This is a genomic window from Pseudomonas sp. ASL3 (assembly GCF_056680425.1).
The window spans coordinates 3,774,152-3,797,512 of record NZ_CM155281.1; the positions used below are offsets into that span (position 1 = coordinate 3,774,152).

The following is a 23,361-nucleotide window of genomic DNA, read 5'->3' on the forward strand; positions in this document are numbered from 1 at the left end:
ATGCGCGTGTTTTATTGGACGCTAAGGGCCCTGCTCAGCCATTGGCGCCAGCATCCGGTGCAGTTTTTCAGCGTACTGACCGGGCTGTGGCTGGCGACCAGTCTGCTGACCGGTGTGCAGGCGCTGAACAGTCAGGCGCGGGAAAGTTACGCCCGGGCCAGCCAGTTGATCGGCGGCGAACCACAGGCCAGTCTGACCGCGCCCAACGGCGCAACCTTCGCCCAGAATCTGTTCGTCAGCCTGCGCCTTGCCGGTTGGCCAGTGTCCCCGGTGTTGCAAGCGCGTCTGTCGCTCAAAGGGCACGAAGACCTGCGTCTGCAATTGATGGGCATCGAACCGGTGTCGCTGCCGGGCGGTTCGGCGGTGGCCGGACAAGCGCTGGACATCGCACAGAGGGTCGGCTTTTTCAGCCCGCCGGGCAGCACCTGGATCGCTCCGCAAACCTTGCAGGCCTTGGGTTATCACGAAGGCGAGCAACCGCTGACCGAGAGTGGACAACCATTGCCGCCGTTGCACAGCCAGGCAGACATGGCGCCCGGTTTGCTGCTGGTGGACATCGGCTTCGCGCAACAGCTGCTGGGAATGCCGCAACAAGTCTCGCGGTTACTGCTGCCCAAGGATTTCGCCGCCACGCATCCGCTGCTGCCCGCCGAACTGGTCGGCCAATTGGTGCTGAAGAACAGTGGCGAAGAAAACAACCTGGCGCGCTTGACCGAGAGTTTTCACCTGAACCTCGACGCGTTGGGTTTTCTCTCGTTCGTTGTCGGTTTGTTCATTGTGCATGCGGCCATTGGCCTGGCACTTGAGCAACGCCGCGGCCTGCTCAGAACCTTGCGTGCCTGCGGCGTCAGCGCCCGTATGTTGATCATCAGCCTCAGTGTGGAGCTGGGTTGCCTGGCGTTGCTGGGGGGTATTGCCGGGGTCGCCAGCGGCTATTTTTTGGCCAGCCTGCTGTTACCCGATGTCGCCGCCAGCCTGCGCGGGCTGTACGGCGCCGAAGTGGCCGGACAATTGAGCCTGAGCCCACTGTGGTGGGTCAGCGGCGTCGGTTTAAGCCTGCTCGGCGCGCTGCTGGCCGGCGTCAACAGTCTATTGCGAGCGGCACGTCTGCCGTTGCTGGCGCTGGCCAACGCACAAGCCTGGCATCAGGCCCATGCCCGCTGGCTGCGGCGACAGGCCTGGGTGGCGGCCATTGCAGGCGTGGTGGCGTTGCTTGCCTTGGTGTTGGGCGACAGTCTGGCCAGCGGTTTTGTGCTGATGGCCGCCCTGCTGCTGGGCGCGGCGCTGGCTCTACCGGTGTTGCTCAATGGTCTGCTCGACGCCCTGTTGGGTCGCAGTCGCTCGGTGCTGGGCCAGTGGTTTCTTGCTGATTGCCGCCAACAATTACCCGCCTTGAGCCTGGCGTTGATGGCGCTGTTGCTGGCGCTGGCCGCCAATATCGGCGCGGGCAGCATGACCTCGGGATTTCGCCAGACATTCAGCAACTGGCTGGAACAACGGCTGACGGCCGAGCTGTATCTGAACCCGGAAAACCCGGCCCAGGCGCGTGATATGCAGACCTGGCTGAGCCAACAACCGTCAGTCACCGCCGTGTTGCCGAGCTATCAGGTCTCGATCCAGTTGCAGGGCTGGCCCGCCGATCTGTTCGGCGTGATCGATCACCCGACCTATCGCCAACACTGGCCGCTGCTGCAATCGGTGGCGGGCGATCCCTGGGATCAACTGGCCCAGGACGACACCCTGATGCTCAGCGAGCAACTGGCACGCCGGCTCAAAGTCGGGGTGGGCGATCAGTTGACGATTCCTGTCCCGCAGGGCCAGTGGTCGCCACGAATCGTCGCGATCTATGCCGACTACGGCAATCCCAAGGGCCATTTGCTGGTCAACGCTCGGCACCTGTTGCGCTACTGGCCGCAGCTGTCACCCACTCGCTTCAACCTGCGCATCGCCCGCGCGTCCGTGCCGCAGCTGGTGCGCGAACTTCAGTCGCACTTTGCCCTGGATGACATCCGCATCGTCGATCAAAGCCAACTCAAAGGCTGGTCCACGCAGGTCTTCGAACGCACCTTCGCCGCCACGGCCGCGCTCAACAGCCTGACGCTGGGGGTGGCGGGTGTCGCGCTGTTCATCAGCCTGCTGACCCAGAGCCAGAGTCGCCTTGGGCAACTGGCGCCGCTGTGGGCGTTGGGCGTGACGCGGCGCCAATTGATGCTGCTCAATCTGGGACAAACCTGGCTGCTGGCGGTGTTGACCCTGGTGCTCGCCCTGCCGTTGGGGCTCCTGCTGGCGTGGTGCCTGGACGCCGTGATCAATGTGCAGGCCTTCGGCTGGCGCTTGCCGTTGCAGGTGTTCCCCACACAACTGGTGCAGTTGATGGCGCTGGCCCTGTTGGCGACCTTGCTGGCTTCGACCTGGCCGTTGATCAAGCTGTATCGCAGCCGTCCGGCCGATCTGCTGAGGACGTTTGCCAATGAGAATTAGAGTGTGGGTGCTCGTGCTTGGCGTTCTGCTATTGAGCGCCTGCGATAACGACAAAAAACCTGCCGAAGGTTTTGCCGGGTTGGGCAATGAGGCTGCGGCCTTCGCTCAGGTCGTCCCCGGCAAAGTGTTCAGTTTTCCGCAGGATCACGGCCCCCACGACGGTTTCCGTATCGAATGGTGGTACGTCACCGCCAACCTCAAGGACGACCAGGGGCACAACTTCGGCGTGCAATGGACCTTGTTTCGCAACGCGCTGAAAGCCGGACCCCATCAATCGGGCTGGAGCGATCAGACGGTCTGGATGGGCCATGCCGCCGTGACCTCTGCCAGCCAACACTACGCCGCCGAGCGCTACGCCCGTGGCGGTGTCGAGCAAGCCGGGGTCAGCGCTTCACCGTTCAAGGCATGGATCGATGACTGGACATTCGACAGCCAGTCAAGCATCGAAAACCCGTTGGCGGACATGCAATTGCACGCGCGCGGGCAGGATTTCAGCTACCAGCTGCAACTCACTTCCAAGCAGCCACTGGTGTTGCAAGGCGAGCAAGGTTTCAGTCAAAAATCCGAACAAGGACAGGCGTCGTATTACTACAGCCAGCCGTTTTTTCAAGCCACGGGCACCCTCGACATCGCTGGCAAACGTTATCAGGTCAGCGGCCCCGCCTGGCTCGACCGCGAGTGGAGCAGCCAGCCACTGACCGCCAATCAAACCGGCTGGGACTGGTTTTCCGTGCATCTGGATAACGGCGAGCAACTGATGCTGTACCGGATGCGGCAGAAGGAGGGAGAACCCTATCTGACCGGTACCTGGATCGGCGTTGATGGGCAGACCCAGTTGCTCAAGGGGTCAGATATTCAGCTCACTCCAGAGGCATCCAGCGACGTCGCCGGGCGCAAGATGCCGACCCGTTGGTCGGTAAAAGTCCCTGGCAAACACCTCGACATTACCACCATAGCCCTGAATCCAAAGGCGTGGATGGACCTGCGCATTCCGTACTGGGAAGGGCCGGTGAAGGTGAGTGGCAGCCATTCTGGGACGGGGTATCTGGAGATGACGGGGTATTAGTCAACGCTTTGCAAATTGACAGTTCGCAGGCAAGCCTGCCCCTATCAAACAACGCATAAGTCGTTGATAAATAAGTAATAAAATCTATTGAATTTTCAGCCAAACGCTGAACCCCTGTAGGAGCTGACTTGTCTGCGATCGAGTGCGAAGCGCTCGCAAAAGTAGTGAACTCACCACCGTTGGAAGGTCCTTCGGCCCTTTTCGCAGACAAGTCAGCTCCTACGCCCTCCGGGCAGAATCGAGCCCCAGTTTGCTGCGCGACAGCGCGGCGTCGAAGACGCGGCGAGGCCTCCCACAGGTTTCATGGACGCCGCCACATCTGTGGGCGCAGGCTTGCAACTACGCGTCCTGCTGCGAAGGGCTCGGCGCGGTCATCCGGCGGCCCGGCCCTTCGTCCTTATAACCGAACAATCTAAAACTCTCGTAAATCCCACCGGTCAGTTTCTGGTGTAGGCGATCAATCGCCGACCACTCCCCAACGGAAACCCGGTAAGGAATTTATGTGCGGATTAGCTGGAGAACTGCGCTTTGACCATCAACCGGCGGACCTCGCCGCTGTCGAACGGATCACCCATCATTTAGCCCCTCGCGGACCTGACGCCTGGGGTTTTCATAGCCAAGGGCCGATTGCCCTGGGGCACCGTCGGCTGAAGATCATGGACCTGTCCGAGGGCTCGGCGCAGCCTATGGTCGACCACCAACTCGGTCTGTCTCTGGCGTTCAATGGTGCCATCTACAACTTTCCGGAATTACGCGCTGAACTGGAAGCACTCGGTTATTCGTTCTATTCCGGTGGCGACACCGAAGTGCTGCTCAAGGGCTACCACGCCTGGGGCGCCGATCTGCTGCCTAAGCTCAACGGCATGTTCGCTTTCGCCATTTGGGAACGTGACACCCAGACGTTGTTCATCGCTCGCGATCGACTCGGGGTCAAACCGCTTTACCTGTCGCACACCGACAAACGTCTGCGGTTTGCCTCGACGTTGCCCGCGTTGCTCAAGGGCGGCGATATCAGCCCGATGCTCGACCCGGTCGCGCTGAACCACTACCTGAACTTCCATGCCGTGGTCCCGGCGCCACGCACCTTGTTGGCGGGTATCGAAAAATTGCCGCCTGCCAGTTGGATGCGCATCGACGCCAGCGGCAAGTCCGAGCAAAAAGTCTGGTGGCGCCTGCCCTATGGCCCGCGCGCCGATGAAGCGCACCTGACCCTGGAAGACTGGCGTGATCGTGTGCTGGACAGCACCCGTGAGGCGGTGGCGATTCGTCAACGTGCCGCGGTGGATGTCGGCGTTCTGTTGTCTGGCGGCGTCGATTCGAGCCTGCTGGTCGGCTTGTTGCGTGAAGTCGGGGTCAAGGACCTGTCGACCTTTTCCATCGGCTTTCAGGATGCTGGCGGCGAACGCGGCGACGAATTTCACTATTCGGACCTGATCGCCAGGCACTACGGCACCCAGCATCATCAATTGCGCATCAACGAAAGCGAGATCATCGAACAACTGCCTGCGGCGTTCCGCGCCATGAGCGAGCCGATGGTCAGCCACGATTGCATCGCGTTCTATCTGCTGTCGCGGGAAGTCGCCAGGCACTGCAAGGTGGTGCAGAGCGGCCAGGGCGCTGACGAGCTGTTCGCCGGGTATCACTGGTACCCGCAAGTGGATGGCGCCAGTGACCCGTATGCGGCGTATCGCAATGCGTTCTTCGACCGCAGCCATGCCGAATACGTCGCCACCGTGCAACCCCAGTGGCTGACCGCCAATGACGCCGCGGGTGATTTTGTTCGCGAACATTTTGCCCAGCCCGGTGCTGACGCCGCTGTGGATAAAGCCCTGCGGCTGGACAGCACCATCATGCTGGTCGATGACCCGGTGAAACGCGTCGACAACATGACCATGGCCTGGGGTCTGGAAGCGCGTACGCCGTTTCTCGACCACCGACTGGTCGAGCTGTCAGCGCGAGTACCGGGGCGCTTCAAGTTGCCCGACGGCGGCAAACAGGTGCTCAAAGAAGCCGCGCGGCTAGTAATCCCGTCCGAAGTGATCGACCGCAAAAAAGGCTATTTTCCGGTGCCGGGGCTCAAGCACTTGCAGGGCGACACGCTCAATTGGGTGCGCGACCTGTTGCTCGACCCGAGTCAGGACCGCGGCCTGTTCAACCCGGCCATGCTCGACAGCCTGCTGACCGATCCCGACGGCCAATTGACCCCATTGCGCGGTTCTAAGCTGTGGCAGCTCGCAGCGCTGAACCTGTGGCTCAGCGAACAAGGACTTTGATCGATGAAACACAACGCTTCGGCTATCAGCCAACGACTACTGCGCGGCCAGGCGCCTTCTTATGAACGCCTGCAAGCGCGCTTCGCTGAAGACGGCAGCGAGCCCGACGCCCAACCGCTGGCCCTGCATTGCGGCTGGGGTCGATTGCTGATCGGCCACACCTATCCCGACGCTGCGGCACTGGCCAATGATTTACTCAACGAAAAGCCCGGCGAGCGCGACATCGCGCTGTACGTCGCGGCGCCCCAGCAAGTGCTGGCGCAGTCGCCGCAACAGTTGTTCCTCGACCCGTCCGACACCTTGCGCCTGTGGTTCAGCGATTACCGGCCGGCGCAGCGCGTATTTCGCGGCTTTCGCATTCGCCGCGCGCAAAACGAGGCGGATTGGCAGTCGATCAACAACCTGTACCTGGCGCGCGGCATGCTGCCCATCGACCCGGCCCTGCTGACCCCGCGCCATCAAGGTGGGCCGGTGTATTGGTTGGCCGAAGACGAAAGCAGCAATAGCGTGATCGGCAGCGTGATGGGCCTCAATCACCAAAAAGCCTTCCACGACCCGGAAAACGGCAGCAGCTTGTGGTGCCTGGCGGTTGACCCGAACTGCACACGGCCCGGCGTGGGTGAAGTGTTGGTGCGGCATTTGATCGAGCATTTCATGAGCCGTGGTTTGAGTTACCTCGACCTCTCGGTGCTGCACGACAACCAACAGGCGAAAGATCTGTACGCCAAGCTCGATTTCCGCACCCTGTCGACCTTCGCCATCAAACGCAAGAACGGGATCAACGAATCGCTGTTTCTCGGCCCCGGCCCGCAAGCAGGGTTCAACCCTTATGCACGGATCATCGTCGAGGAAGCCTTTCGCCGGGGCATCGACGTGCAGGTCGATGATGCCGATGCCGGTCTGTTTACCCTCAGTCATGGCGGACGTCGGGTGCGCTGCCGTGAATCCCTGAGTGACCTGACCAGCGCCGTCAGCATGACCTTGTGTCAGGACAAGAGTCTGACCCACCGAGTGCTCAAGGCGGCCGGCTTGAAATTGCCGGCCCAGCAATTGGCAGGTAACGCTGATGACAATCTGGTGTTTCTGCAAGAACACGGGCACATCGTGGTCAAGCCGCTGGACGGTGAGCAAGGTCAGGGGGTTGCCGTGGATTTGCGTACCCTCGAAGACGTCCAGGGGGCCATCGAGCGTGCTCGCGCGTTCGACACCCGTGTGTTGCTTGAGAGCTATCACCAAGGGCTTGATCTGCGCATCGTGGTGATTGGCTTCGAGGTGGTCGCCGCCGCTATCCGCCGGCCGGCCGAAATTATCGGCGACGGTCACCATGCCATCGGTGCGCTGATCGAAGCGCAAAGCCGACGCCGTGAGGCTGCTACGTCAGGGGAAAGCCGTATTCCGCAGGATGAAGAAACCCAACGCACGGTGCGAGATGCGGGGTACGACTTCGACAGCGTGTTGCCTCCGGGTGAGCGTCTGGCCGTTCGACGCACGGCCAATCTGCACACCGGCGGTTGCCTGGAAGATGTGACCGCCATTCTGCATCCGGTACTGGCCGATGCCGCGATACACGCGGCGCGGGCGCTGGATATTCCGGTGGTGGGTCTAGACCTGATGGTGCCCGCCGCCGATCAGCCGGAGTACGTGTTTATCGAAGCCAACGAACGGGTAGGCCTGGCCAACCATGAACCGCAACCGACCGCCGAACGTTTTGTCGATTTGTTGTTTCCCCACAGTTTGCCGGCGCACAGTTGACACAACCCTTGTAGGAGCCGGGCTTGCCCGCGATTTGCTTGACGCGGTGTGCCAGAAACGCCGCTATCGCGGGCAAGCCCGCTCCTACATTTGTCTGGAGCCCCACCATGAGTACTGCAAAAATCCCCGAACCGGATCTGAATTACCTGCAGAAAGTCCTGCTGGAAATGCTCGCGATTCCCAGCCCCACCGGGTTCACCGATACCATCGTGCGCTACGTCGCCGAGCGCCTCGAAGAGCTGGGCATCCCCTTTGAACTGACTCGACGCGGAACCATTCGCGCGACCTTGAAGGGTAAGCAGAACAGCCCCGACCGCGCCGTCTCCGCGCATCTGGACACCATCGGCGCCAGTGTGCGAGCGGTCCGGGACAATGGCCGCCTGTCCCTTGCACCCATTGGCTGCTGGTCCAGCCGCTTCGCTGAAGGCAGCCGGGTCAGTGTGTTCACCGACACTGGCGTGATCCGCGGCAGCGTGTTACCCCTGATGGCCTCCGGGCATGCGTTCAATACGGCGGTGGATGAAATGCCGATCAGTTGGGACCATGTCGAGCTGCGCCTGGATGCCTACAGCAGCACCCGCGCCGACTGCGAATCACTGGGGATCAGCATCGGCGATTTCGTCGCGTTCGACCCACTCCCGGAATTCACCGACAGCGGCCACATCAGCGCACGGCATCTGGATGACAAGGCCGGCGTCGCAGCCCTGCTGGCAGCGCTCAAAGCGATTATCGACAGCGGCGCCGAGCCGTTGATCGACTGCCACCCGCTGTTCACCATCACCGAAGAAACCGGCACCGGTGCAGCGGGGGTGTTGCCGTGGGATGTCAGTGAGTTCGTCGGGATCGACATCGCGCCGGTCGCCCCCGGCCAGCATTCCAGCGAGCATGCGGTCAGTGTCGCCATGCAGGATTCCGGCGGGCCTTACGACTATCACCTGTCGCGGCACCTGTTGCGTCTGGCAGTCGAAAACCAATTACCGGTGCGTCGGGATTTGTTTCGCTACTACTTCAGCGACGCCCATTCGGCGCTCACGGCCGGGCATGACATCCGTACCGCCCTGCTCGCCTTCGGTTGCGATGCGACCCATGGTTATGAACGTACCCACATCGACAGCCTGAGCGCCCTGAGTCGTCTGCTGGGCGCCTATATGCTCAGCCCGCCCGTGTTCGCCAGCGATGCCCAACCGGCAAAAGGGTCGTTGGAGCGCTTCAGCCATCAGCTCGAACATGACGCGCAGATGGAATCCGATACCCGCGTGCCAACCGTGGACAGTCTGATCGGACAGCGCACCGAGGAGGTTTGAGGTCTCGGGCAGCGTGGGAGAACCGCACGCTGCCCTGACTGAAACTTCCTTAAGGGATGTAGCCTGCTGACCTCAAGCGCGCTAGCATCGCCGGGAATTCATGCGAGAACCCCATGCTGATCCCCTACGACCAACTTGAAGCCGACACCCTCACCCGCCTGATCGAGGATTTCGTCACCCGTGACGGTACCGACAATGGTGATGAGACGCCTCTGGAAACCCGCGTACTCAGGGTGCGCCATGCCCTGAGCAAAGGGCAGGCGGTGATCGTGTTCGAACCGGAAAGTCAGCAGTGCCAATTGATGCTCAAACACGACGTGCCCAAGGAATGGTTCGACTGAGGCCGATCACGCAGTGGGTTGCTGCGGCTCTTGCTGCGCCAGGCGTTTGGCAATGCGCCTGTAGACTTCAGCACGATGGATCTTGATGTGCTTGGGCGCTGTAATCCCAAGCCGAACCTGATTGCCGTTCACGCCCAGTATCTGCACGGTGATGTCATTGCCGATTGAAAAGATCTCTCCAACTTCTCGCGTCAGTACAAGCATTTTGTCCGCCCTCTTTTGTTACAAAGAGCGAAGATTGCCCGGCGAAACTGGCCCCTTCAATGCACCTGCGGTAAATCAGTAACGCCCTTCGATGCCGCCAGACCTATCCTACGGAACGGGACCACTTACCGATGAAAAGCATGGGAAAAGTCGCCATGCGGGGTAAGTTTTTGGCTTATCAGGTGTTAGAGAATCGCGGACCAAACAAGATGATACTGGCGCCAATCACACAGAAGGCGGCCCCCAGCCAATCGGAATTCAGCGGTCGAATCCGCTCGATCAGCCCCAGCCAGCCAATGGACGCGACGATATAAATACCGCCATACGCGGCGTAGGCACGCCCGGCATAAGTGGCTTCGACTCGGGTCAGCAACAAGGCGAACAGCGTCAGGCTGAGCAGCGCTGGCACCAGCCACAAGATGCTCTTGCCCAACCGCAACCACATCCAGAATGCGTAACAACCGGCAATCTCGAACAACGCCGCGAGGAAAAACCACAGATAGTTGAGCACGTCGGCATCTCGTCAGGGTTGCTGGAACAGATGCCGGCAACCCTAACTGCGAGCGTGTTCAAGAGCAAGTTTGGCCGCGTCAGACACACACCAACTGTAGGAGCTGCCGCAGGCTGCGATCGCCCCGGGGTCGCGTCCGACCGAAGCGGTCGCTGCAATCAAACACGCAGAAGGTCCTGCGGACCTTATCGCAGCCTGCGGCAGCTCCTACAGTTGATCCAGTCAACTCTGTCCTACTCGCGGCTTTGTTTGGCCTTGGCGCGCATTTTGTCCGACATGGAGGCCATTTCGTCGTACAGCATCTGTGGATTTTTCTGTTTCAACTTCCAGGCCATGCGTCCCTGCTCGTGGGGCAGGATCATGAATTCACCCTTGGCCACCTGTTCGAAGATGTAGTCAGCGATGTCGCTGGCGCTGATCGGCGAGCTTTCCAGCAGTTTGCCAACCTGGGCTTTCATCGCCGGTGTCGGGCCACGGAAGGAATCGAGCAAATTGGTCTGGAAAAACGACGGACATACCACGTGTACGCTGACTTCCTCTTGACGCAGTTCGATCAGCAGGCTTTCCGACAGCGCCACCACGCCAGCCTTGGCCACGTTGTAGTTGCTCATGGCCGGGCCCTGCATCAAGGCGGCCATCGAGGCGATATTGATGATCTTGCCCTTGCTGGCTTCCAGCAGCGGCAAAAACGCCTTGCAGCCCTTGACCACGCCCATGAGGTTGATCGCGATCTGCCAATCCCAATCCTCCAGCGACAGCTCGCTGAAGAAGCCACCGGAGGCAACGCCGGCGTTGTTGACGATCACATCGATGCCGCCGAATTTTTCTTCGCACGCCTGAGCGAAGGCCGTCAGTTGACTGTAATCGCGCACGTCACAGCGCTGGATAAAACCGTCACCGCCCACCTCGCGCACCAGCCTCAGGGTTTCCAGCAGACCGGGCTCGCTGACATCCGACAACGCCAACTGCCAGCCCTCACGGGCCCAGCGCAGCGCGATTTCGCGACCCAGGCCTGACCCGGCGCCGGTGATCATCATGCGGTTTTGCATAGGGAACTGCCTTGTTGTTCCGGGGAAGATGAGCCGCAGTGTAGCCAAGGTCATCGCCGCACCGACCTACCATCAGATTGCTGAATGCCAAAGGCAAACCCACGGCTTATAAGGCTTTGCGTCGACGCCAGTAGCGGATCGTCAGCCAGACATAGACCAGCCCGTTGATCAGCAACACCACAGCACCCAACCACAGCTGTGTTCGGGATGTCAGCCCCACGGGATAGATCAGCGGGATCAGGTAATGCTCGACAAAGTCACCGTTGTAACCCTGATCGCCGGCCCGCATGCGCAACGCGTTTTCCAGGGGTGTCAGCGGGCAGTACAAATGAAAGAACTCGACCACCGCGCCCCACACAACGGCAGGAATATGCAGCGCTATCAGCCAGCGCCAGCGCACGACCAGCAAGCCGCCGAACACGGCAAAGACGATGAACAGCACATGCATGAACACCACGGCATCGGCGGCGACGCGATAAAGCATATTTCTTATCCATCTAAAGGTTTACTTCACGACAAACGGACTTTTTCACAACGGCAGTAGTCGGATTATTTAAGCAGTACGCACTTTACGCATCGAGCGTTGAATCCGTGAACTGCCCAAGCCATTAACCGAGAACATAAAAGGAACTCGTCATGGGCATCGGCACAATTCTTATCATTATCCTAATCCTGCTGTTGGTTGGCGGTCTGCCGGTATTCCCGCACTCCAGAAGTTGGGGTTACGGGCCATCGGGCATCATCGGTACTATCCTGATCATCCTGTTGATTCTGGTCCTGCTCGGCAAAATCTAGGCTCAACCCCCATAAAAAAGCAGCCCGTAGGCTGCTTTTTTCGTTGCATCAACGCGTGTTAGTGAGACACCGCACCGGTGGCACCCAGGCCAGTCTGCGAACGGACGAATTGCGGGAAGAACAAGGCGCGCTCGCCCTCTGCCGCTTTGGACTTGTCGGTGATCGAGAAGAACCAGATCCCGACAAAGGCGATGGCGATAGAGAACAGCGCCGGGTATTCATACGGGAAGATGGCTTTTTCGTGATGCATGATCTGCACCCAGATGGTTGGACCGAGGACCATCAAACCAACGGCGCTGATCAAGCCCATCCAGCCGCCGATCATGGCGCCACGGGTGGTCAGGTTTTTCCAGTACATGGAGAGCAGCAGGACCGGGAAGTTGCAGCTTGCCGCGATGGAAAACGCCAGGCCGACCATGAACGCGATGTTCTGGTTTTCGAACAGAATGCCTAGGCCGATCGCCAGGATCGCCAATAAGATAACGGTGATCTTCGATACACGAATCTCATCTTTTTCGTTGGCTTTGCCTGCCTTGATTACGCTGGCATACAAGTCGTGAGACACCGCCGTTGCACCGGCCAGGGTCAGGCCGGCAACCACCGCCAGAATGGTGGCAAAGGCCACGGCCGAGATGAAGCCCAGGAACAAGCTGCCACCGACCGCGTCGGCCAAGTGCACCGCGGCCATGTTGTTACCGCCTATCAGCGCGCCGGCAGCGTCTTTGAAGGCCGGGTTGGTGCTGACCAGCAGGATTGCGCCAAAGCCGATGATGAAAGTCAGGATGTAGAAGTAGCCGATGAAGCCGGTAGCGTAGAGCACCGATTTGCGGGCTTCTTTAGCGTCACTCACGGTGAAGAAGCGCATCAGAATGTGTGGCAGGCCAGCGGTACCGAACATCAGTGCCAGCCCCAGGGAGAATGCCGACACCGGGTCTTTCACCAGGCCGCCCGGGCTCATGATCGCCTCACCTTTAGGGTGGACCTTGATCGCCTCGGAAAACAGGGTGTTGAAGTCGAAGTTAACGTGCTTCATGACCATGATTGCCATGAAGGTCGCGCCAGACAGCAGCATGACAGCCTTGATGATCTGCACCCAAGTGGTGGCCAGCATGCCGCCGAACAGGACATACATGCACATCAGGATGCCAACCAGAACCACTGCAACATAGTAGTCCAGGCCGAACAGCAGCTGGATCAGCTTGCCGGCACCGACCATCTGCGCGATCAGGTAAAACGCTACAACCACCAGCGAACCGCAGGCAGACAGGGTGCGAATCTCTTTCTGCTTGAGGCGATAGGACGCCACGTCAGCGAAGGTGTATTTGCCCAGGTTGCGCAGGCGTTCGGCGATCAGGAACAGAATAATGGGCCAACCCACCAGGAAGCCGATCGAGTAGATCAGGCCGTCGTAGCCGGAGGTGAACACCAGCGCGGAAATCCCCAGGAAGGAGGCAGCCGACATGTAGTCGCCGGCAATCGCCAGACCGTTCTGGAGACCGGTAATTTTACCGCCCGCCGCGTAATAATCCGCCGCCGACTTGGTGCGTTTGGACGCCCAGTAGGTAATGCACAGGGTCAAGCCAACAAAGCCAACGAACATGATGATCGCCGACACGTTCAGCGGTTGTTTCTGCACAGCACCCGTCAGCGCTTCAGCCGCCCACAGCGTCGGTGCGAATACAGCAAGGCCAATGGCCGTTAATAGACGCCGGATCATTGCTGAGCCTCCTTGAGAATCGCATTGTTCAGGTCGTCGAATTCACCGTTGGCCCGGTGTACATAGATCGCAGTCAGGATAAAAGCTGAAAGAATCAGCCCGACTCCTATCGGAATCCCCCATGTGATCGATGATTGAGGGCTTATCTTGGCCCCGAGAATATGCGGCCCATATGCAATCAAAAAGATGAAGCCCGCGTAAAGCCCAAGCATGATCGCCGAGAGAATCCAGGCGAAACGTTCTCTCTTCGAAACCAGCTCCTTGAAACGGGGGCTGTTTTGAATCGAGAGGTAAATGCTGTCGTTCATTATTTTTGTCCTCGCAGCACAGATGAGTTGGAACGTATTCCACTTTAGTCTGCTCCAGCACCTACTCCAGACGACCTTAGTATTAGAACGACATTAGTCGTAGAAATACGCTCCTGCACCCTTTAAGCGTAGTGTCTGGAACGAATCAGAGAGGGAATAACCGATTAATGCATCGACAGCCATGCAAAAGGCCGTCTGGCGTTGATACCAGACGGCCTTGAGAGGTGCTGACTAGAGGTTGTTAAAGCGTTTTACTTGGTCCACTCGGCGACACGCTCAGGGTGTTTGGCAACCCAATCTTTCGCTGCGGCTTCAGGCTTGGCGCCATCCTGGATAGCGAGCATGACTTCGCCGATTTCATCCTTGGAGGTCCACTGGAATTTTTTCAGGAAAGCTACGACTTCCGGTGCTTTCTTCTCCAGGCCCAGGCTGCCGACGCTGTCGACGGTTTCAGCCGCGCCGTAGACGCCTTTTGGATCTTCCAGGAATTTCAGTTTCCACTTGGCGAACATCCAGTGCGGCACCCAACCGGTGACCGCGATGGACTCTTTCTTGTTTTCGGCACGGGTCAGCTCGGAGATCATCGCAGCGCCAGAGCTGGCCTGCAGTTTGTAACCGGTCAGGTCGTAATCCTTGATCGCCTGGTCGGTCTTGAGCATCACGCCTGAACCGGCATCGATCCCGACGATTTTATTTTTGAAGGACTCATCGGTTTTCAAGTCGCCGATGGTGTTGGCTTTGACGTACTCGGGAACGATCAGACCGATTTTCGCATCCTTGAAGTTGGCACCGTAGTCGACAACCTTGTCCTTGTTCTTGGCCCAATACTCGCCATGGGTCACTGGCAGCCAGGCTGACAGCATCGCGTCGAGTTTGCCGGTGGCAACGCCCTGCCACATGATCCCGGTCGCAACCGCTTCCAGCTTGACGTCATAACCCAGCTTTTGCTTGATCACTTCAGCGGCCACGTTAGTCGTGGCAACGCTGTCGGACCAACCGTCGACATAGCCGATGCTCAACTGGGGTTTGGCATCTGCAAGGGCCAAGGTAGAACTGATCGCAAGTGCAAGAGCGGCACCAGCGCCAAGGATTAGTCGCATCTTCATCGTTACTTCCCCGAAAGAGCTGCACCCGACGACGGTCGGGCATCTTGAACGTTTTTTAAGGGACCGCAGTTCATGCCCGGCTTTGGAGCGCTGCTGCCCCTTCACGCCTCACCTGTTCAGTGCCACTGTCAGCAGCGCCATACTGGCGTCCTGATAATCAACCTGACACGGGATGCCTCCTGCTCTGTTAGCGACCTCAATACAGCGATAAACGACATCACTAAGCCATCAGCGACAAATCGAGCTATCAACGACATAGGCGCAAAAACAACGCCCAAACTTTGCATGCCCCATTCATATCAGAAACAAAGCCCTTCTCCAGCCTTTAGAAAAATACAGGTAACATGCCGGCCTTCGCCCCACTTCGGCCCCATCATGCCTGCGATTTCCCGCTTCCCCGTTGCACCTTATCTATTCGCCTGTCTGCTTGGCCTGCTCGCCCTTTGCGGTTTCTGGTATGGGCTGGGGAAACCGGTGATTCTGCCGGACGCGGCCACGCCTACGCATAAATTGCAGTGCGCCTCGTACACCCCGTTCGACAAGGACCAATCGCCGTTCGACCAGCCCTTCAAGTTGCGGCCGGAACGAATGGATGCCGACCTGGCCCTGCTCGCCACGCGTTTCGAATGCATCCGTACCTATTCGATGACCGGTCTTGAAGACATTCCCGCACTGGCGCGCAAGCATGGCCTGAAGCTGATGATCGGCGCCTGGGTCAACGCCAACCCGGTGGACACGGCCAAGGAAGTCGACGCGCTGATTGCCTCGGCCAACGCCAACCCCGACGTGGTCACTGCGGTGATCGTCGGTAACGAGGCACTGCTGCGCAAAGAAGTGACCGGTCCGCAATTGGCCAAGCTGATCCTTCAGGTCAAGAGTCAGGTCAAGCAACCGGTGACCTACGCCGACGTGTGGGAATTCTGGCTGCAGTACCCGGAAATTGCTCCGACGGTGGACTTCCTAACCATCCACTTGTTGCCGTACTGGGAAGATGACCCCAAAGGCATCGACGATGCGTTGGAGCATGTGGCGCAGATCCGCCAGATTTTCGGCAGCCGTTTCGCCCCCAAAGACATCATGATCGGCGAGACCGGCTGGCCCAGCGAAGGTCGCCAGCGGGAAACCGCGGTGCCTAGCCGGGCCAACGAGGCGCGGTTCATCCGTGGTTTTGTCGCCATGGCCGAAAAAAACGGCTGGCATTACAACCTGATCGAGGCCTTTGACCAGCCATGGAAACGCGCGGCTGAAGGGGCTGTCGGCGGTTACTGGGGCTTGTTCGATGCCGATCGTCAGGAGAAAGGCGTACTCGCCGGCCCCGTTTCCAATCTGTCTTACTGGCCGTTCTGGCTGGCGGCTAGCGGGCTGTTGTTCTCGATGACACTGGTGGTCGCCGGACGTGTAAGTACCACGCGCGCTGCGCTGGTCTTGCCACTGCTGGCCGCGTTGGGCGCTGGCTGTATCGGCACCTGGGGTGAGCTGGCGCGGGTGACCACCCGCTTTGCGGGCGAGTGGGTCTGGGCTGTCGTGTTGGTCGGTTTGAACCTGCTAGTGCTGACTCATGCCGCGCTGGCGCTGTCGGCCAAAGAGGGTTGGCGCGCTCGTGCGTTCCTCTGGTTCGAGGCCCGTGCCAGTTGGTGGGTGACCGCCACTGGTTTCGCCGCCGCGGTGATGATATTGGCGCTGGTGTTCGACCCGCGCTATCGCAGCTTCCCCACACCGACCCTGCTGCTGCCAGCCTTGTTCTACCTGTTCCGGCCGGTGCGTGTTCCACGCCGGGAAGTCGCGCTGCTGACCTTTATCGTCGGCGCCGGTATCGCCCCGCAGTTGTTCCGCGAGGGGCTTGCCAGCCAGCAGGCGTTGGGCTGGGCACTCGTCAGCCTGCTGATGACCGCCGCGCTGTGGCGCTGCTTGCGGGTGCGTGGGGCGGAGCAAGTCAATTGTGTTACCGGCCCCACCAACGCCGGTGCTCAAGCGGGTAACACGGAAACAAATACTGATGATTTTTATCGACAGCTTCGATGAGTATTTTTTAAGTATTTGATTTTTAAGGATTTTTAAAAACTGGCACGGCTCCTGCTATATCTCTTGCACAACAAAAATAAAAAAACAAAGCAGCATCCCAATAAAAACAATACGTATCGGCTCTGACATAACAAGAACAACACGGACAGAGGCGTAGCTAACAGATTTTTTTGGAGTGGAAGGGCTTTACAGGGATTTCGATCCCGCAACCGGGCAGAGAACAATAAAACTACCCTCAGGTAGCTCCCGAACTGGTTGGATCACTCAGGTGATGAAGCAAGTCAGCGCTCAAAAAAATACGTTTGCTCTTGATCCCGTATGGGGATCGCACAAAACAGCGGTGAAGGGACAGGTCGCCAAAAACAAGAACAGACCGCCCTAAAACAATAAAAATAGAGCACGTAACACCATTAGAGGGGAGCCCAGGCTCCCCTCAGTGCTGTCTGGGGTTCTGATCGTTAAGCTCTGACCAACCGCAACCCGGCAATCACCACCGCAAACACCGCAAGGCTCGCGCTGTAGAGCACCAACGCTGGAATCCCCAACAGCACCGCCAGCACTGCCAGCGCCCAACCGGCGCGACCCGGCAGACAGAATGCGATGATCGACGTCACCAATGCCGCCCAGGCGATCGCCCCAAAGTGAATCATCAGCCCAAGGCCCGAACGCAGCTGACACTCCCAGCCCAACGCTTCGTTGGCGCAAATACCCACCCACTTGGCATCCTCCATCAACGAATAACGTACGCCATAACTGGCGGCAAGCCAGAGTGGCAGGACGATAAGCAGCACAATCAGTGGCAAACGGCGAGACATGCAGTACTCCAGAAACCAGCGTGAACGAGCGCGAAAACGGCGCCCAGCATAATCGCCCGACGTCGGTATGCAAGGGGCTGAACCAACATTATGGCAACCTGTTCTGTCGATAAATCGCTGGGAACGTGTATCGTCTCGACGGTATTAAGGGCGTTCGCTTGGAAGTGCGGCACTTCGGTACTACACCCGTGGTCATAGCCTGCGTATCTATTCAGCATTTTTCCCAAGGGATTTAGTCATGCTCCGTTTTCTACGCTTCGCTGCCATTCTCGGCGGCCTCATTTTGAGTGCGTCCGCTCTGGCGGTCGATGTCGACCCGGCCAGCTACGGCTATCCCCTGACCAACCCCTTCGAAGCGACCATCGCCACTACCCCGCCGGACCTGCGACCGCAACTACCGGCCGATGCCGATATCGACCAGACGGACTACACCCTCAACCTGCGTCCTGAGCGCGAATTCACCCTGCCCGACAATTTCTGGCCGGTGAAAAAACTGCGTTATCGTCTCGCCAAACAGAATCACCCGGCGCCGCTGATCTTTTTGATCGCCGGCACCGGCGCGCCGTACACCAGCACCATCAACGAGTTCTTGAAAAAGCTGTATTACGGCGCCGGTTATCACGTCGTGCAATTGTCGTCACCGACCAGTTTCGATTTCATGACCGCCGCCTCTCGATTCGCCACACCCGGGGTTTCCAAGGACGACGCCGAGGACATGTATCGGGTGATGCAGGCGGTGCGTGCGCAACAATCGCAACTGCAGATCACCGATTACTACCTGACCGGTTACAGCCTGGGTGCACTGGATGCGGCCTTCGTCAGCCATCTGGACGAAACCCGGCGCAGTTTCAACTTCAAGCGCGTGCTGCTGCTCAATCCGCCGGTCAATCTCTACACCTCAATCCGTAATCTGGACAAGCTGGTGCAAACCCAGGTCAAGGGCATCAACAACACCACCACGTTCTATGAACTGGTTCTGGCCAAGTTGACCCGCTACTTCAAGCAAAAAGGCTATATCGACCTCAACGATGCGCTGCTTTATGACTTCCAACAGTCCCGCCAGCACTTGTCCAACGAGCAGATGGCGATGCTGATCGGTACCTCGTTCCGCTTTTCCGCGGCCGATATCGCATTCACCTCGGACCTGATCAACCGCCGCGGTCTGATCACGCCGCCCAAATACCCGATCAGCGAAGGCACCAGCCTCACGTCCTTCCTCAAACGTGCACTGCAATGCGATTTCGACTGTTACCTGACCGAGCAGGTTATCCCGATGTGGCGTGCCCGTACCGATGGCGGCAGCCTGCTACAACTGGTGGATCAAGTGAGCCTCTATGCGCTCAAGGATTACCTGCACAACAACCCCAAAATTGCCGTGATGCATAACGCCGACGATGTGATTCTCGGCCCCGGTGACCTTGGTTTTCTGCGCAAGACCTTTGGCGATCGCCTGACCGTGTACCCGTACGGCGGCCATTGCGGCAACCTCAATTACCGCGTCAACAGCGACGCCATGCTGGAGTTCTTCCGTGGCTAAACGTCTTTTGTTTATCGCTGCCCTGCTTTGCGCAAGTGTGACTCATGCGGCCGATGTACCTCCTGCCGCCCATCCCGCGACGGTCGCCAGAGCCTCTGATCCGGATGGTTTCACCGAGCCGTTGAAGTCATTGAAATTCAACCCCGGCCTGGACCAGCGCGAATTCGAACGCGCCACCCTCAACGCCCTCAACGTTTATGACCCGCTGGAGTCGTGGAACCGTCGGGTCTACCACTTCAACTATCGTTTCGATGAATGGGTGTACCTGCCGGTGGTCGACGGCTATCGCTACGTCACGCCGAGCTTCCTGCGTACGGGCGTAAGTAACTTCTTCAGCAATTTGGGTGACATCTCGAACCTGTTGAACAGCCTGCTCCAGTTCAAGGGCCAGCGCTCGCTGCGAACCACAGGCCGTCTGTTGCTCAACACCACCGTCGGCGTTGCCGGGCTGTGGGATCCGGCGACCAGGATGGGCCTGACGCGCCAAACCGAAGACTTCGGTCAGACCCTGGGCTTCTATGGCGTACCGGCCGGACCGTATCTGGTACTGCCCTTGCTCGGGCCATCGAACCTGCGTGATACCGGCGGCCTGGTGTTCGACTTCACCGCCGAATCGCAGATCAACTTCCTCAACGTCGCCCAGGTCAGCGAGAACCACCCGGAAATTTACCTGCTGCGTGCCATCGACAGGCGTTACACCACTGGCTTCCGCTATGGACAGTTGAACTCACCGTTCGAGTACGAAAAAGTCCGCTACGTCTACACCGAAGCGCGCAAGTTGCAGATTGCCGAATGAACCGCCTGTAGGAGCTGCCGAAGGCTGCGATAGGCCGGGGTCGCGCTCGACCGGCACGACCTTCACAAAGATCAAACACGACGACCGGTTCCCGGTCGATCGCAGCCTTCGGCAGCTCCTACAAGAGCTCTGCAACATCAGGATGTTTGATAGGTAACACGCAAAAAACGCACCCATTGATCGGTCTGATAGGCATAGCATATTTGCCATACCCACCCGATCAGGAGTGCCTTGATGACTCAATTTCGTAAAGTGCTGGCGATTCAAGCTGGCCAGCCTACGTCCGATGGTGCCGGCGTGCGCCTGACGCGCGTGTTCGGCGGCCAGAGCGTGGAGCTGTTCGACCCTTTCCTGATGCTCGATGAGTTCGGCTCGGACAAGCCAGACGATTACATCGCCGGCTTCCCGCCGCACCCACATCGTGGTTTCGAAACCGTCACGTACATGCTTGAAGGTCGCATGCGCCATGAGGATCATCTAGGCAACGTCGGCCTGCTTGAAGGCGGTGGCGTGCAGTGGATGACGGCGGCACGCGGGATTATCCACAGCGAAATGCCTGAGCAGGAAGAAGGTGTAATGCGCGGTTTTCAACTGTGGCTGAACCTGCCGGGCAAAACCAAGCTCGACCCCGCCAGTTATCAGGACATTCAACCGCAGAACATTCCCCGGCTGACGACTCAGGCGGGCGTGGAAGTGGTCGTGATCGCCGGTCAGTTCGACGACGGCCAGGTGCAACAGGCTGGCGCTGTGCAGCGCCCGGATACCGAACCGTTTTATTTCGACCTGCACATTCCGGCAGGCGCCAGCATCAGCCCGCGTATTCCTCAAGGGCATCGCGTGCTGCTGTACGTCTACGAAGGCACCCTGGAGCTCGCCGACCAGCCGCAAGCGATCAGCACCCGTCGTTTGGCGCGCTTGTCCGAAGAAGGCGAACTGCAGCTGCACAGCGCCTCTGGGGCGAAGGTGCTGTTGATCGCCGGCAAACCCTTGCGCGAGCCTATCGTGCAATACGGCCCCTTCGTCATGAACACCCGCGAAGAGATCGAACAAGCGCTGCGGGATTTTCGCGATGATAAGTTGACCGCATAAAAATCGATCAAGCCAGTCCTAAAAACTTCTTCAACTGATCGCTCTGGGCCATGGCATCGCGCCGGCCCAGCTCGATCAATTCGCTGCAATACCCCGCCTCGAACAGCAAATAACTGAGCACGCCGGCACCGCTGGTTTTGGTCGCACCCGGTCCGCGCAGGAACGTGCGTAACGCGATCGGTAATTCGTGTCGATGACGCGCGGCGATTTCGTCCAGCGGCTGGCTGGGGGCAATCACTAACACTTCGACCGGCGCCAGACCCAAGGTGTGCACGGGCTGTTCCACGGGCAGCAACCGGCTCAGCAGGTTAAGACGTTCCAACAATTCGATATCGCCTTCCAGGCTGTCGATGAAGGTACTGTTGAGCAGGTGCCCGCCGATCTGCGCCAGAGTCGGTTGCACCCCCATCTTCACCCGCTGCAACGGATTGTTCGCTTCGATACCCCGCGGGTTGCCGCTGACCCCGACCACCAGTACCCGATTCGCCCCCAGATGCAGCGCCGGACTGATCGGCGCGGATTGGCGCACCGCGCCGTCGCCGAAATATTCCTGCTCGATCTTGATCGGCGCGAACAGCAGAGGGATCGCCGAGCTGGCGAGCAGATGATCGACCGTCAGTTGCGTCGGCAGGCCAATCCGTCGATGGCGCAGCCAGGAATCGATGGTGCCTCTGGCCTGATAGAAGGTCACCGCTTGCCCCGACTCATAACCGAATGCGGTCACCGCCACGGCGCGCAAGTGCCGAGCCTCGATGGCGTGGTCAATACCGCGCAGATCCAGGCGCGCGTTGAGCAGATCACGTAACGGAGAGCTGTTGAGCAAGGCCACGGGCACCTGCGAACCAATCCCCAACAGGCTGTGGCCGACGAAGCGAGTGGCCTGACGAATCACCCCGGCCCAATCGCTGCGCAACACCTGATGGCTGCGAAAGCCCTGCCAGAACTCGACCAGTTGATGAACCGCAGCGCAGAAATGCGACGCACCACTGGCCAGTATGACGGCGTTGATGGCGCCGGCCGAGGTGCCCACGATCACCGGAAACGGATTCGACGCTCCGGCGGGCAGTAAATCGGCAATCCCGGCCAGTACCCCAACCTGATAAGCGGCTCGCGCGCCGCCGCCGGAAAGTATCAGCCCGGTGACCGATTCAGCGGCGATTCTGGATTCAACGGTGGATTCAACGGCGCCCGTGACTTCGCTGACGTTCATGGCTGTTCTCGTACGGCGCGTGTCGGCATCTTTTATTAACTCTTCTTTTTCACACCGATCTTGTTATACAACTTCGGCTCGCCCGGTGGTCGGCTTTTAAAGCGTCGATGGGTCCATAAATACTGATCCGGGCACTCGATGATGGCGCGCTCGACGAATTGATTGATCCGCAGGCAGTCGACCTCATCACTCACGCCTGGAAAGTCATCCAGCGGCGGATGGATCACCAATCGATAACCGCTGCCATCGGCCAACCGTTGCTGGGTGAACGGCACAACCTGAGCACGGCCCAGCGTGGCGAATTTGCTGGTAGCGGTCACCGTCGCTGCCGGAATCCCGAAAAACGGTATGAATATGCCCTGTTTGGCGCCGTAATCCTGATCCGGTGCGTACCAGATGGCGCGCCCGGCGCGCAGTAGTTTGAGCATGCCGCGCACGTCTTCCCGCTCCACGGCCAGGGAATCGAGGTTGTGTCGTTCACGGCCACGACGTTGAATGAAGTCGAACAGCGGGTTGTCATGCTCGCGGTACATGCCGTCGATGGTGTGCTCCTGCCCCAGCAGCGCCGCGCCGATTTCCAGCGTGGTGAAGTGCAACGCCATGAGAATCACACCCTTCCCATCTACCTGCGCCTGTTTCAGGTGCTCCAGGCCTTCGATGTGCGCCAGTTTCGTCAGCCGCTTACGAGACCACCACCAGCTCATGGCCATTTCGAAAAAGGCGATACCGGTGGAAGCGAAGTTTTCCTTGAGCAAGCGTTTGCGCTCGGCCGACGACAAATGCGGGAAGCACAGCTCCAGGTTGCGCGAAGCAATGTGGCGGCGGTCATCGGCAAACCGGTACATCACCAGCCCCAGCACCCGACCGACGGCGACAAGCACGCGAAACGGTAATTGAACGACCAACCAGAGCAGGCCGAGACCCAGCCACAGCGGCCAGAAACGCGGTTGAAGAAAACGAGCTCGAAAACGCGGGCGATCCATTA

The 23,361-nt window shown here is 59.2% G+C and carries 20 protein-coding genes and 1 pseudogene; 11 read left to right on the forward strand and 10 right to left on the reverse strand.

The window, feature by feature from the left end:
* The 6 genes from AC1MEE_RS17490 to AC1MEE_RS17515 all read left to right on the forward strand — a co-directional run bounded on the left by AC1MEE_RS17490 (nt 1) and on the right by AC1MEE_RS17515 (nt 9,217).
* Complete coding sequence (locus tag AC1MEE_RS17490; protein WP_480410851.1) at nt 1–2,481, forward strand: ABC transporter permease; 2,481 nt, start codon at nt 1–3, stop codon at nt 2,479–2,481.
* The gene (locus AC1MEE_RS17495; protein WP_480410852.1) at nt 2,471–3,547 is read left to right on the forward strand and encodes a lipocalin-like domain-containing protein; all 1,077 of its coding nucleotides are present in this window, start codon (nt 2,471–2,473) and stop codon (nt 3,545–3,547) included. The genes AC1MEE_RS17490 and AC1MEE_RS17495 overlap by 11 nt, the downstream gene beginning before the upstream one ends.
* A 500-nt stretch (nt 3,548–4,047) precedes the next feature.
* Nucleotides 4,048–5,820: an N-acetylglutaminylglutamine amidotransferase gene (locus tag AC1MEE_RS17500; RefSeq protein ID WP_480410853.1), complete on the forward strand. Its 1,773-nt coding sequence runs from the start codon at nt 4,048–4,050 to the stop codon at nt 5,818–5,820.
* Between the two features lie 3 nt (nt 5,821–5,823).
* On the forward strand, nt 5,824–7,572 hold the full coding sequence (gene ngg, locus AC1MEE_RS17505; protein ID WP_480410854.1) for an N-acetylglutaminylglutamine synthetase: 1,749 nt from the start codon (nt 5,824–5,826) through the stop codon (nt 7,570–7,572).
* A 107-nt stretch (nt 7,573–7,679) separates the two neighbouring features.
* Nucleotides 7,680–8,876 (forward strand): osmoprotectant NAGGN system M42 family peptidase, encoded by a 1,197-nt coding sequence (locus AC1MEE_RS17510; RefSeq protein ID WP_480410855.1) that lies wholly within the window; start codon nt 7,680–7,682, stop codon nt 8,874–8,876.
* Between the two features lie 113 nt (nt 8,877–8,989).
* Nucleotides 8,990–9,217: a YheU family protein gene (locus tag AC1MEE_RS17515; protein WP_480410856.1), complete on the forward strand. Its 228-nt coding sequence runs from the start codon at nt 8,990–8,992 to the stop codon at nt 9,215–9,217.
* A 6-nt stretch (nt 9,218–9,223) separates the two neighbouring features.
* On the opposite strand, the gene csrA is transcribed toward AC1MEE_RS17515, so the two are convergent.
* The 4 genes from csrA to AC1MEE_RS17535 all read right to left on the reverse strand — a co-directional run bounded on the left by csrA (nt 9,224) and on the right by AC1MEE_RS17535 (nt 11,465).
* The gene (gene csrA, locus AC1MEE_RS17520; protein ID WP_480410857.1) at nt 9,224–9,421 is read right to left on the reverse strand and encodes a carbon storage regulator CsrA; all 198 of its coding nucleotides are present in this window, start codon (nt 9,419–9,421) and stop codon (nt 9,224–9,226) included.
* Nucleotides 9,422–9,599: 178 nt separating this feature from the next.
* Complete coding sequence (locus AC1MEE_RS17525; protein ID WP_480410858.1) at nt 9,600–9,932, reverse strand: YnfA family protein; 333 nt, start codon at nt 9,930–9,932, stop codon at nt 9,600–9,602.
* A 233-nt stretch (nt 9,933–10,165) separates the two neighbouring features.
* Entirely contained in the window at nt 10,166–10,981 is an 816-nt protein-coding gene (locus AC1MEE_RS17530) for an SDR family oxidoreductase (RefSeq protein ID WP_480410859.1), read from the reverse strand.
* Nucleotides 10,982–11,087: 106 nt separating this feature from the next.
* The gene (locus AC1MEE_RS17535) at nt 11,088–11,465 is read right to left on the reverse strand and encodes a DUF2784 domain-containing protein (protein WP_480410860.1); all 378 of its coding nucleotides are present in this window, start codon (nt 11,463–11,465) and stop codon (nt 11,088–11,090) included.
* A gap of 152 nt (nt 11,466–11,617) precedes the next feature.
* On the opposite strand from AC1MEE_RS17535, the gene AC1MEE_RS17540 reads away from it, so the two are divergent.
* Nucleotides 11,618–11,776 (forward strand): DUF3309 family protein, encoded by a 159-nt coding sequence (locus AC1MEE_RS17540; RefSeq protein WP_480410861.1) that lies wholly within the window; start codon nt 11,618–11,620, stop codon nt 11,774–11,776.
* Between the two features lie 58 nt (nt 11,777–11,834).
* Here the strand turns inward: AC1MEE_RS17540 and AC1MEE_RS17545 are convergent, their stop codons facing one another.
* From AC1MEE_RS17545 to AC1MEE_RS17555, 3 genes are all read right to left on the reverse strand, one after another.
* Nucleotides 11,835–13,493 (reverse strand): cation acetate symporter, encoded by a 1,659-nt coding sequence (locus AC1MEE_RS17545; protein WP_480410862.1) that lies wholly within the window; start codon nt 13,491–13,493, stop codon nt 11,835–11,837.
* Nucleotides 13,490–13,801, reverse strand: a complete 312-nt coding sequence (locus AC1MEE_RS17550; protein ID WP_480410863.1) for a DUF485 domain-containing protein — start codon at nt 13,799–13,801, stop codon at nt 13,490–13,492. Before AC1MEE_RS17550 ends, AC1MEE_RS17545 begins: the two co-directional genes overlap by 4 nt.
* 251 nt (nt 13,802–14,052) lie before the next feature.
* A complete protein-coding gene (locus AC1MEE_RS17555; protein ID WP_480410864.1) occupies nt 14,053–14,907 on the reverse strand; it encodes a glycine betaine ABC transporter substrate-binding protein in 855 nt (284 codons plus the stop codon).
* Between the two features lie 375 nt (nt 14,908–15,282).
* On the opposite strand from AC1MEE_RS17555, the pseudogene AC1MEE_RS17560 reads away from it, so the two are divergent.
* Nucleotides 15,283–16,827: pseudogene (locus AC1MEE_RS17560) on the forward strand (glycoside hydrolase family 17 protein); the annotation flags it as partial.
* 560 nt (nt 16,828–17,387) lie between these two features.
* Here AC1MEE_RS17560 and AC1MEE_RS17565 read toward each other — a convergent pair.
* Nucleotides 17,388–17,744: a hypothetical protein gene (locus tag AC1MEE_RS17565; protein WP_480410865.1), complete on the reverse strand. Its 357-nt coding sequence runs from the start codon at nt 17,742–17,744 to the stop codon at nt 17,388–17,390.
* Between the two features lie 238 nt (nt 17,745–17,982).
* On the opposite strand from AC1MEE_RS17565, the gene AC1MEE_RS17570 reads away from it, so the two are divergent.
* The 3 genes from AC1MEE_RS17570 to AC1MEE_RS17580 all read left to right on the forward strand — a co-directional run bounded on the left by AC1MEE_RS17570 (nt 17,983) and on the right by AC1MEE_RS17580 (nt 21,166).
* A complete protein-coding gene (locus AC1MEE_RS17570; RefSeq protein WP_480410866.1) occupies nt 17,983–19,281 on the forward strand; it encodes a serine/threonine protein kinase in 1,299 nt (432 codons plus the stop codon).
* Nucleotides 19,274–20,077: an MlaA family lipoprotein gene (locus tag AC1MEE_RS17575; protein WP_480410867.1), complete on the forward strand. Its 804-nt coding sequence runs from the start codon at nt 19,274–19,276 to the stop codon at nt 20,075–20,077. Before AC1MEE_RS17570 ends, AC1MEE_RS17575 begins: the two co-directional genes overlap by 8 nt.
* 234 nt (nt 20,078–20,311) lie before the next feature.
* Nucleotides 20,312–21,166, forward strand: a complete 855-nt coding sequence (locus tag AC1MEE_RS17580) for a pirin family protein (RefSeq protein ID WP_480410868.1) — start codon at nt 20,312–20,314, stop codon at nt 21,164–21,166.
* A gap of 7 nt (nt 21,167–21,173) precedes the next feature.
* Here AC1MEE_RS17580 and AC1MEE_RS17585 read toward each other — a convergent pair whose 3' ends face one another.
* Both AC1MEE_RS17585 and AC1MEE_RS17590 read right to left on the reverse strand, forming a co-directional pair.
* Complete coding sequence (locus AC1MEE_RS17585; RefSeq protein ID WP_480410869.1) at nt 21,174–22,376, reverse strand: patatin-like phospholipase family protein; 1,203 nt, start codon at nt 22,374–22,376, stop codon at nt 21,174–21,176.
* 35 nt (nt 22,377–22,411) lie between these two features.
* Nucleotides 22,412–23,359: a lipid A biosynthesis lauroyl acyltransferase gene (locus tag AC1MEE_RS17590; RefSeq protein ID WP_480410870.1), complete on the reverse strand. Its 948-nt coding sequence runs from the start codon at nt 23,357–23,359 to the stop codon at nt 22,412–22,414.
* Nucleotides 23,360–23,361 lie beyond the last annotated feature (2 nt).

Bases quoted from the DNA above. Each gene is read 5' to 3' on its own strand.
- AC1MEE_RS17490 (WP_480410851.1), top strand. From the start codon at position 1: ATGCGCGTGTTTTATTGGACGCTAAGGGCCCTGCTCAGCCATTGGCGC.
- AC1MEE_RS17495 (WP_480410852.1), top strand. From the start codon at position 2,471: ATGAGAATTAGAGTGTGGGTGCTCGTGCTTGGCGTTCTGCTATTGAGC.
- AC1MEE_RS17500 (WP_480410853.1), top strand. From the start codon at position 4,048: ATGTGCGGATTAGCTGGAGAACTGCGCTTTGACCATCAACCGGCGGAC.
- ngg (WP_480410854.1), top strand. From the start codon at position 5,824: ATGAAACACAACGCTTCGGCTATCAGCCAACGACTACTGCGCGGCCAG.
- AC1MEE_RS17510 (WP_480410855.1), top strand. From the start codon at position 7,680: ATGAGTACTGCAAAAATCCCCGAACCGGATCTGAATTACCTGCAGAAA.
- AC1MEE_RS17515 (WP_480410856.1), top strand. From the start codon at position 8,990: ATGCTGATCCCCTACGACCAACTTGAAGCCGACACCCTCACCCGCCTG.
- csrA (WP_480410857.1), bottom strand. From the start codon at position 9,421: ATGCTTGTACTGACGCGAGAAGTTGGAGAGATCTTTTCAATCGGCAAT.
- AC1MEE_RS17530 (WP_480410859.1), bottom strand. From the start codon at position 10,981: ATGCAAAACCGCATGATGATCACCGGCGCCGGGTCAGGCCTGGGTCGC.
- AC1MEE_RS17535 (WP_480410860.1), bottom strand. From the start codon at position 11,465: ATGCTTTATCGCGTCGCCGCCGATGCCGTGGTGTTCATGCATGTGCTG.
- AC1MEE_RS17540 (WP_480410861.1), top strand. From the start codon at position 11,618: ATGGGCATCGGCACAATTCTTATCATTATCCTAATCCTGCTGTTGGTT.
- AC1MEE_RS17545 (WP_480410862.1), bottom strand. From the start codon at position 13,493: ATGATCCGGCGTCTATTAACGGCCATTGGCCTTGCTGTATTCGCACCG.
- AC1MEE_RS17550 (WP_480410863.1), bottom strand. From the start codon at position 13,801: ATGAACGACAGCATTTACCTCTCGATTCAAAACAGCCCCCGTTTCAAG.
- AC1MEE_RS17555 (WP_480410864.1), bottom strand. From the start codon at position 14,907: ATGAAGATGCGACTAATCCTTGGCGCTGGTGCCGCTCTTGCACTTGCG.
- AC1MEE_RS17565 (WP_480410865.1), bottom strand. From the start codon at position 17,744: ATGTCTCGCCGTTTGCCACTGATTGTGCTGCTTATCGTCCTGCCACTC.
- AC1MEE_RS17570 (WP_480410866.1), top strand. From the start codon at position 17,983: ATGCTCCGTTTTCTACGCTTCGCTGCCATTCTCGGCGGCCTCATTTTG.
- AC1MEE_RS17580 (WP_480410868.1), top strand. From the start codon at position 20,312: ATGACTCAATTTCGTAAAGTGCTGGCGATTCAAGCTGGCCAGCCTACG.
- AC1MEE_RS17585 (WP_480410869.1), bottom strand. From the start codon at position 22,376: ATGAACGTCAGCGAAGTCACGGGCGCCGTTGAATCCACCGTTGAATCC.
- AC1MEE_RS17590 (WP_480410870.1), bottom strand. From the start codon at position 23,359: ATGGATCGCCCGCGTTTTCGAGCTCGTTTTCTTCAACCGCGTTTCTGG.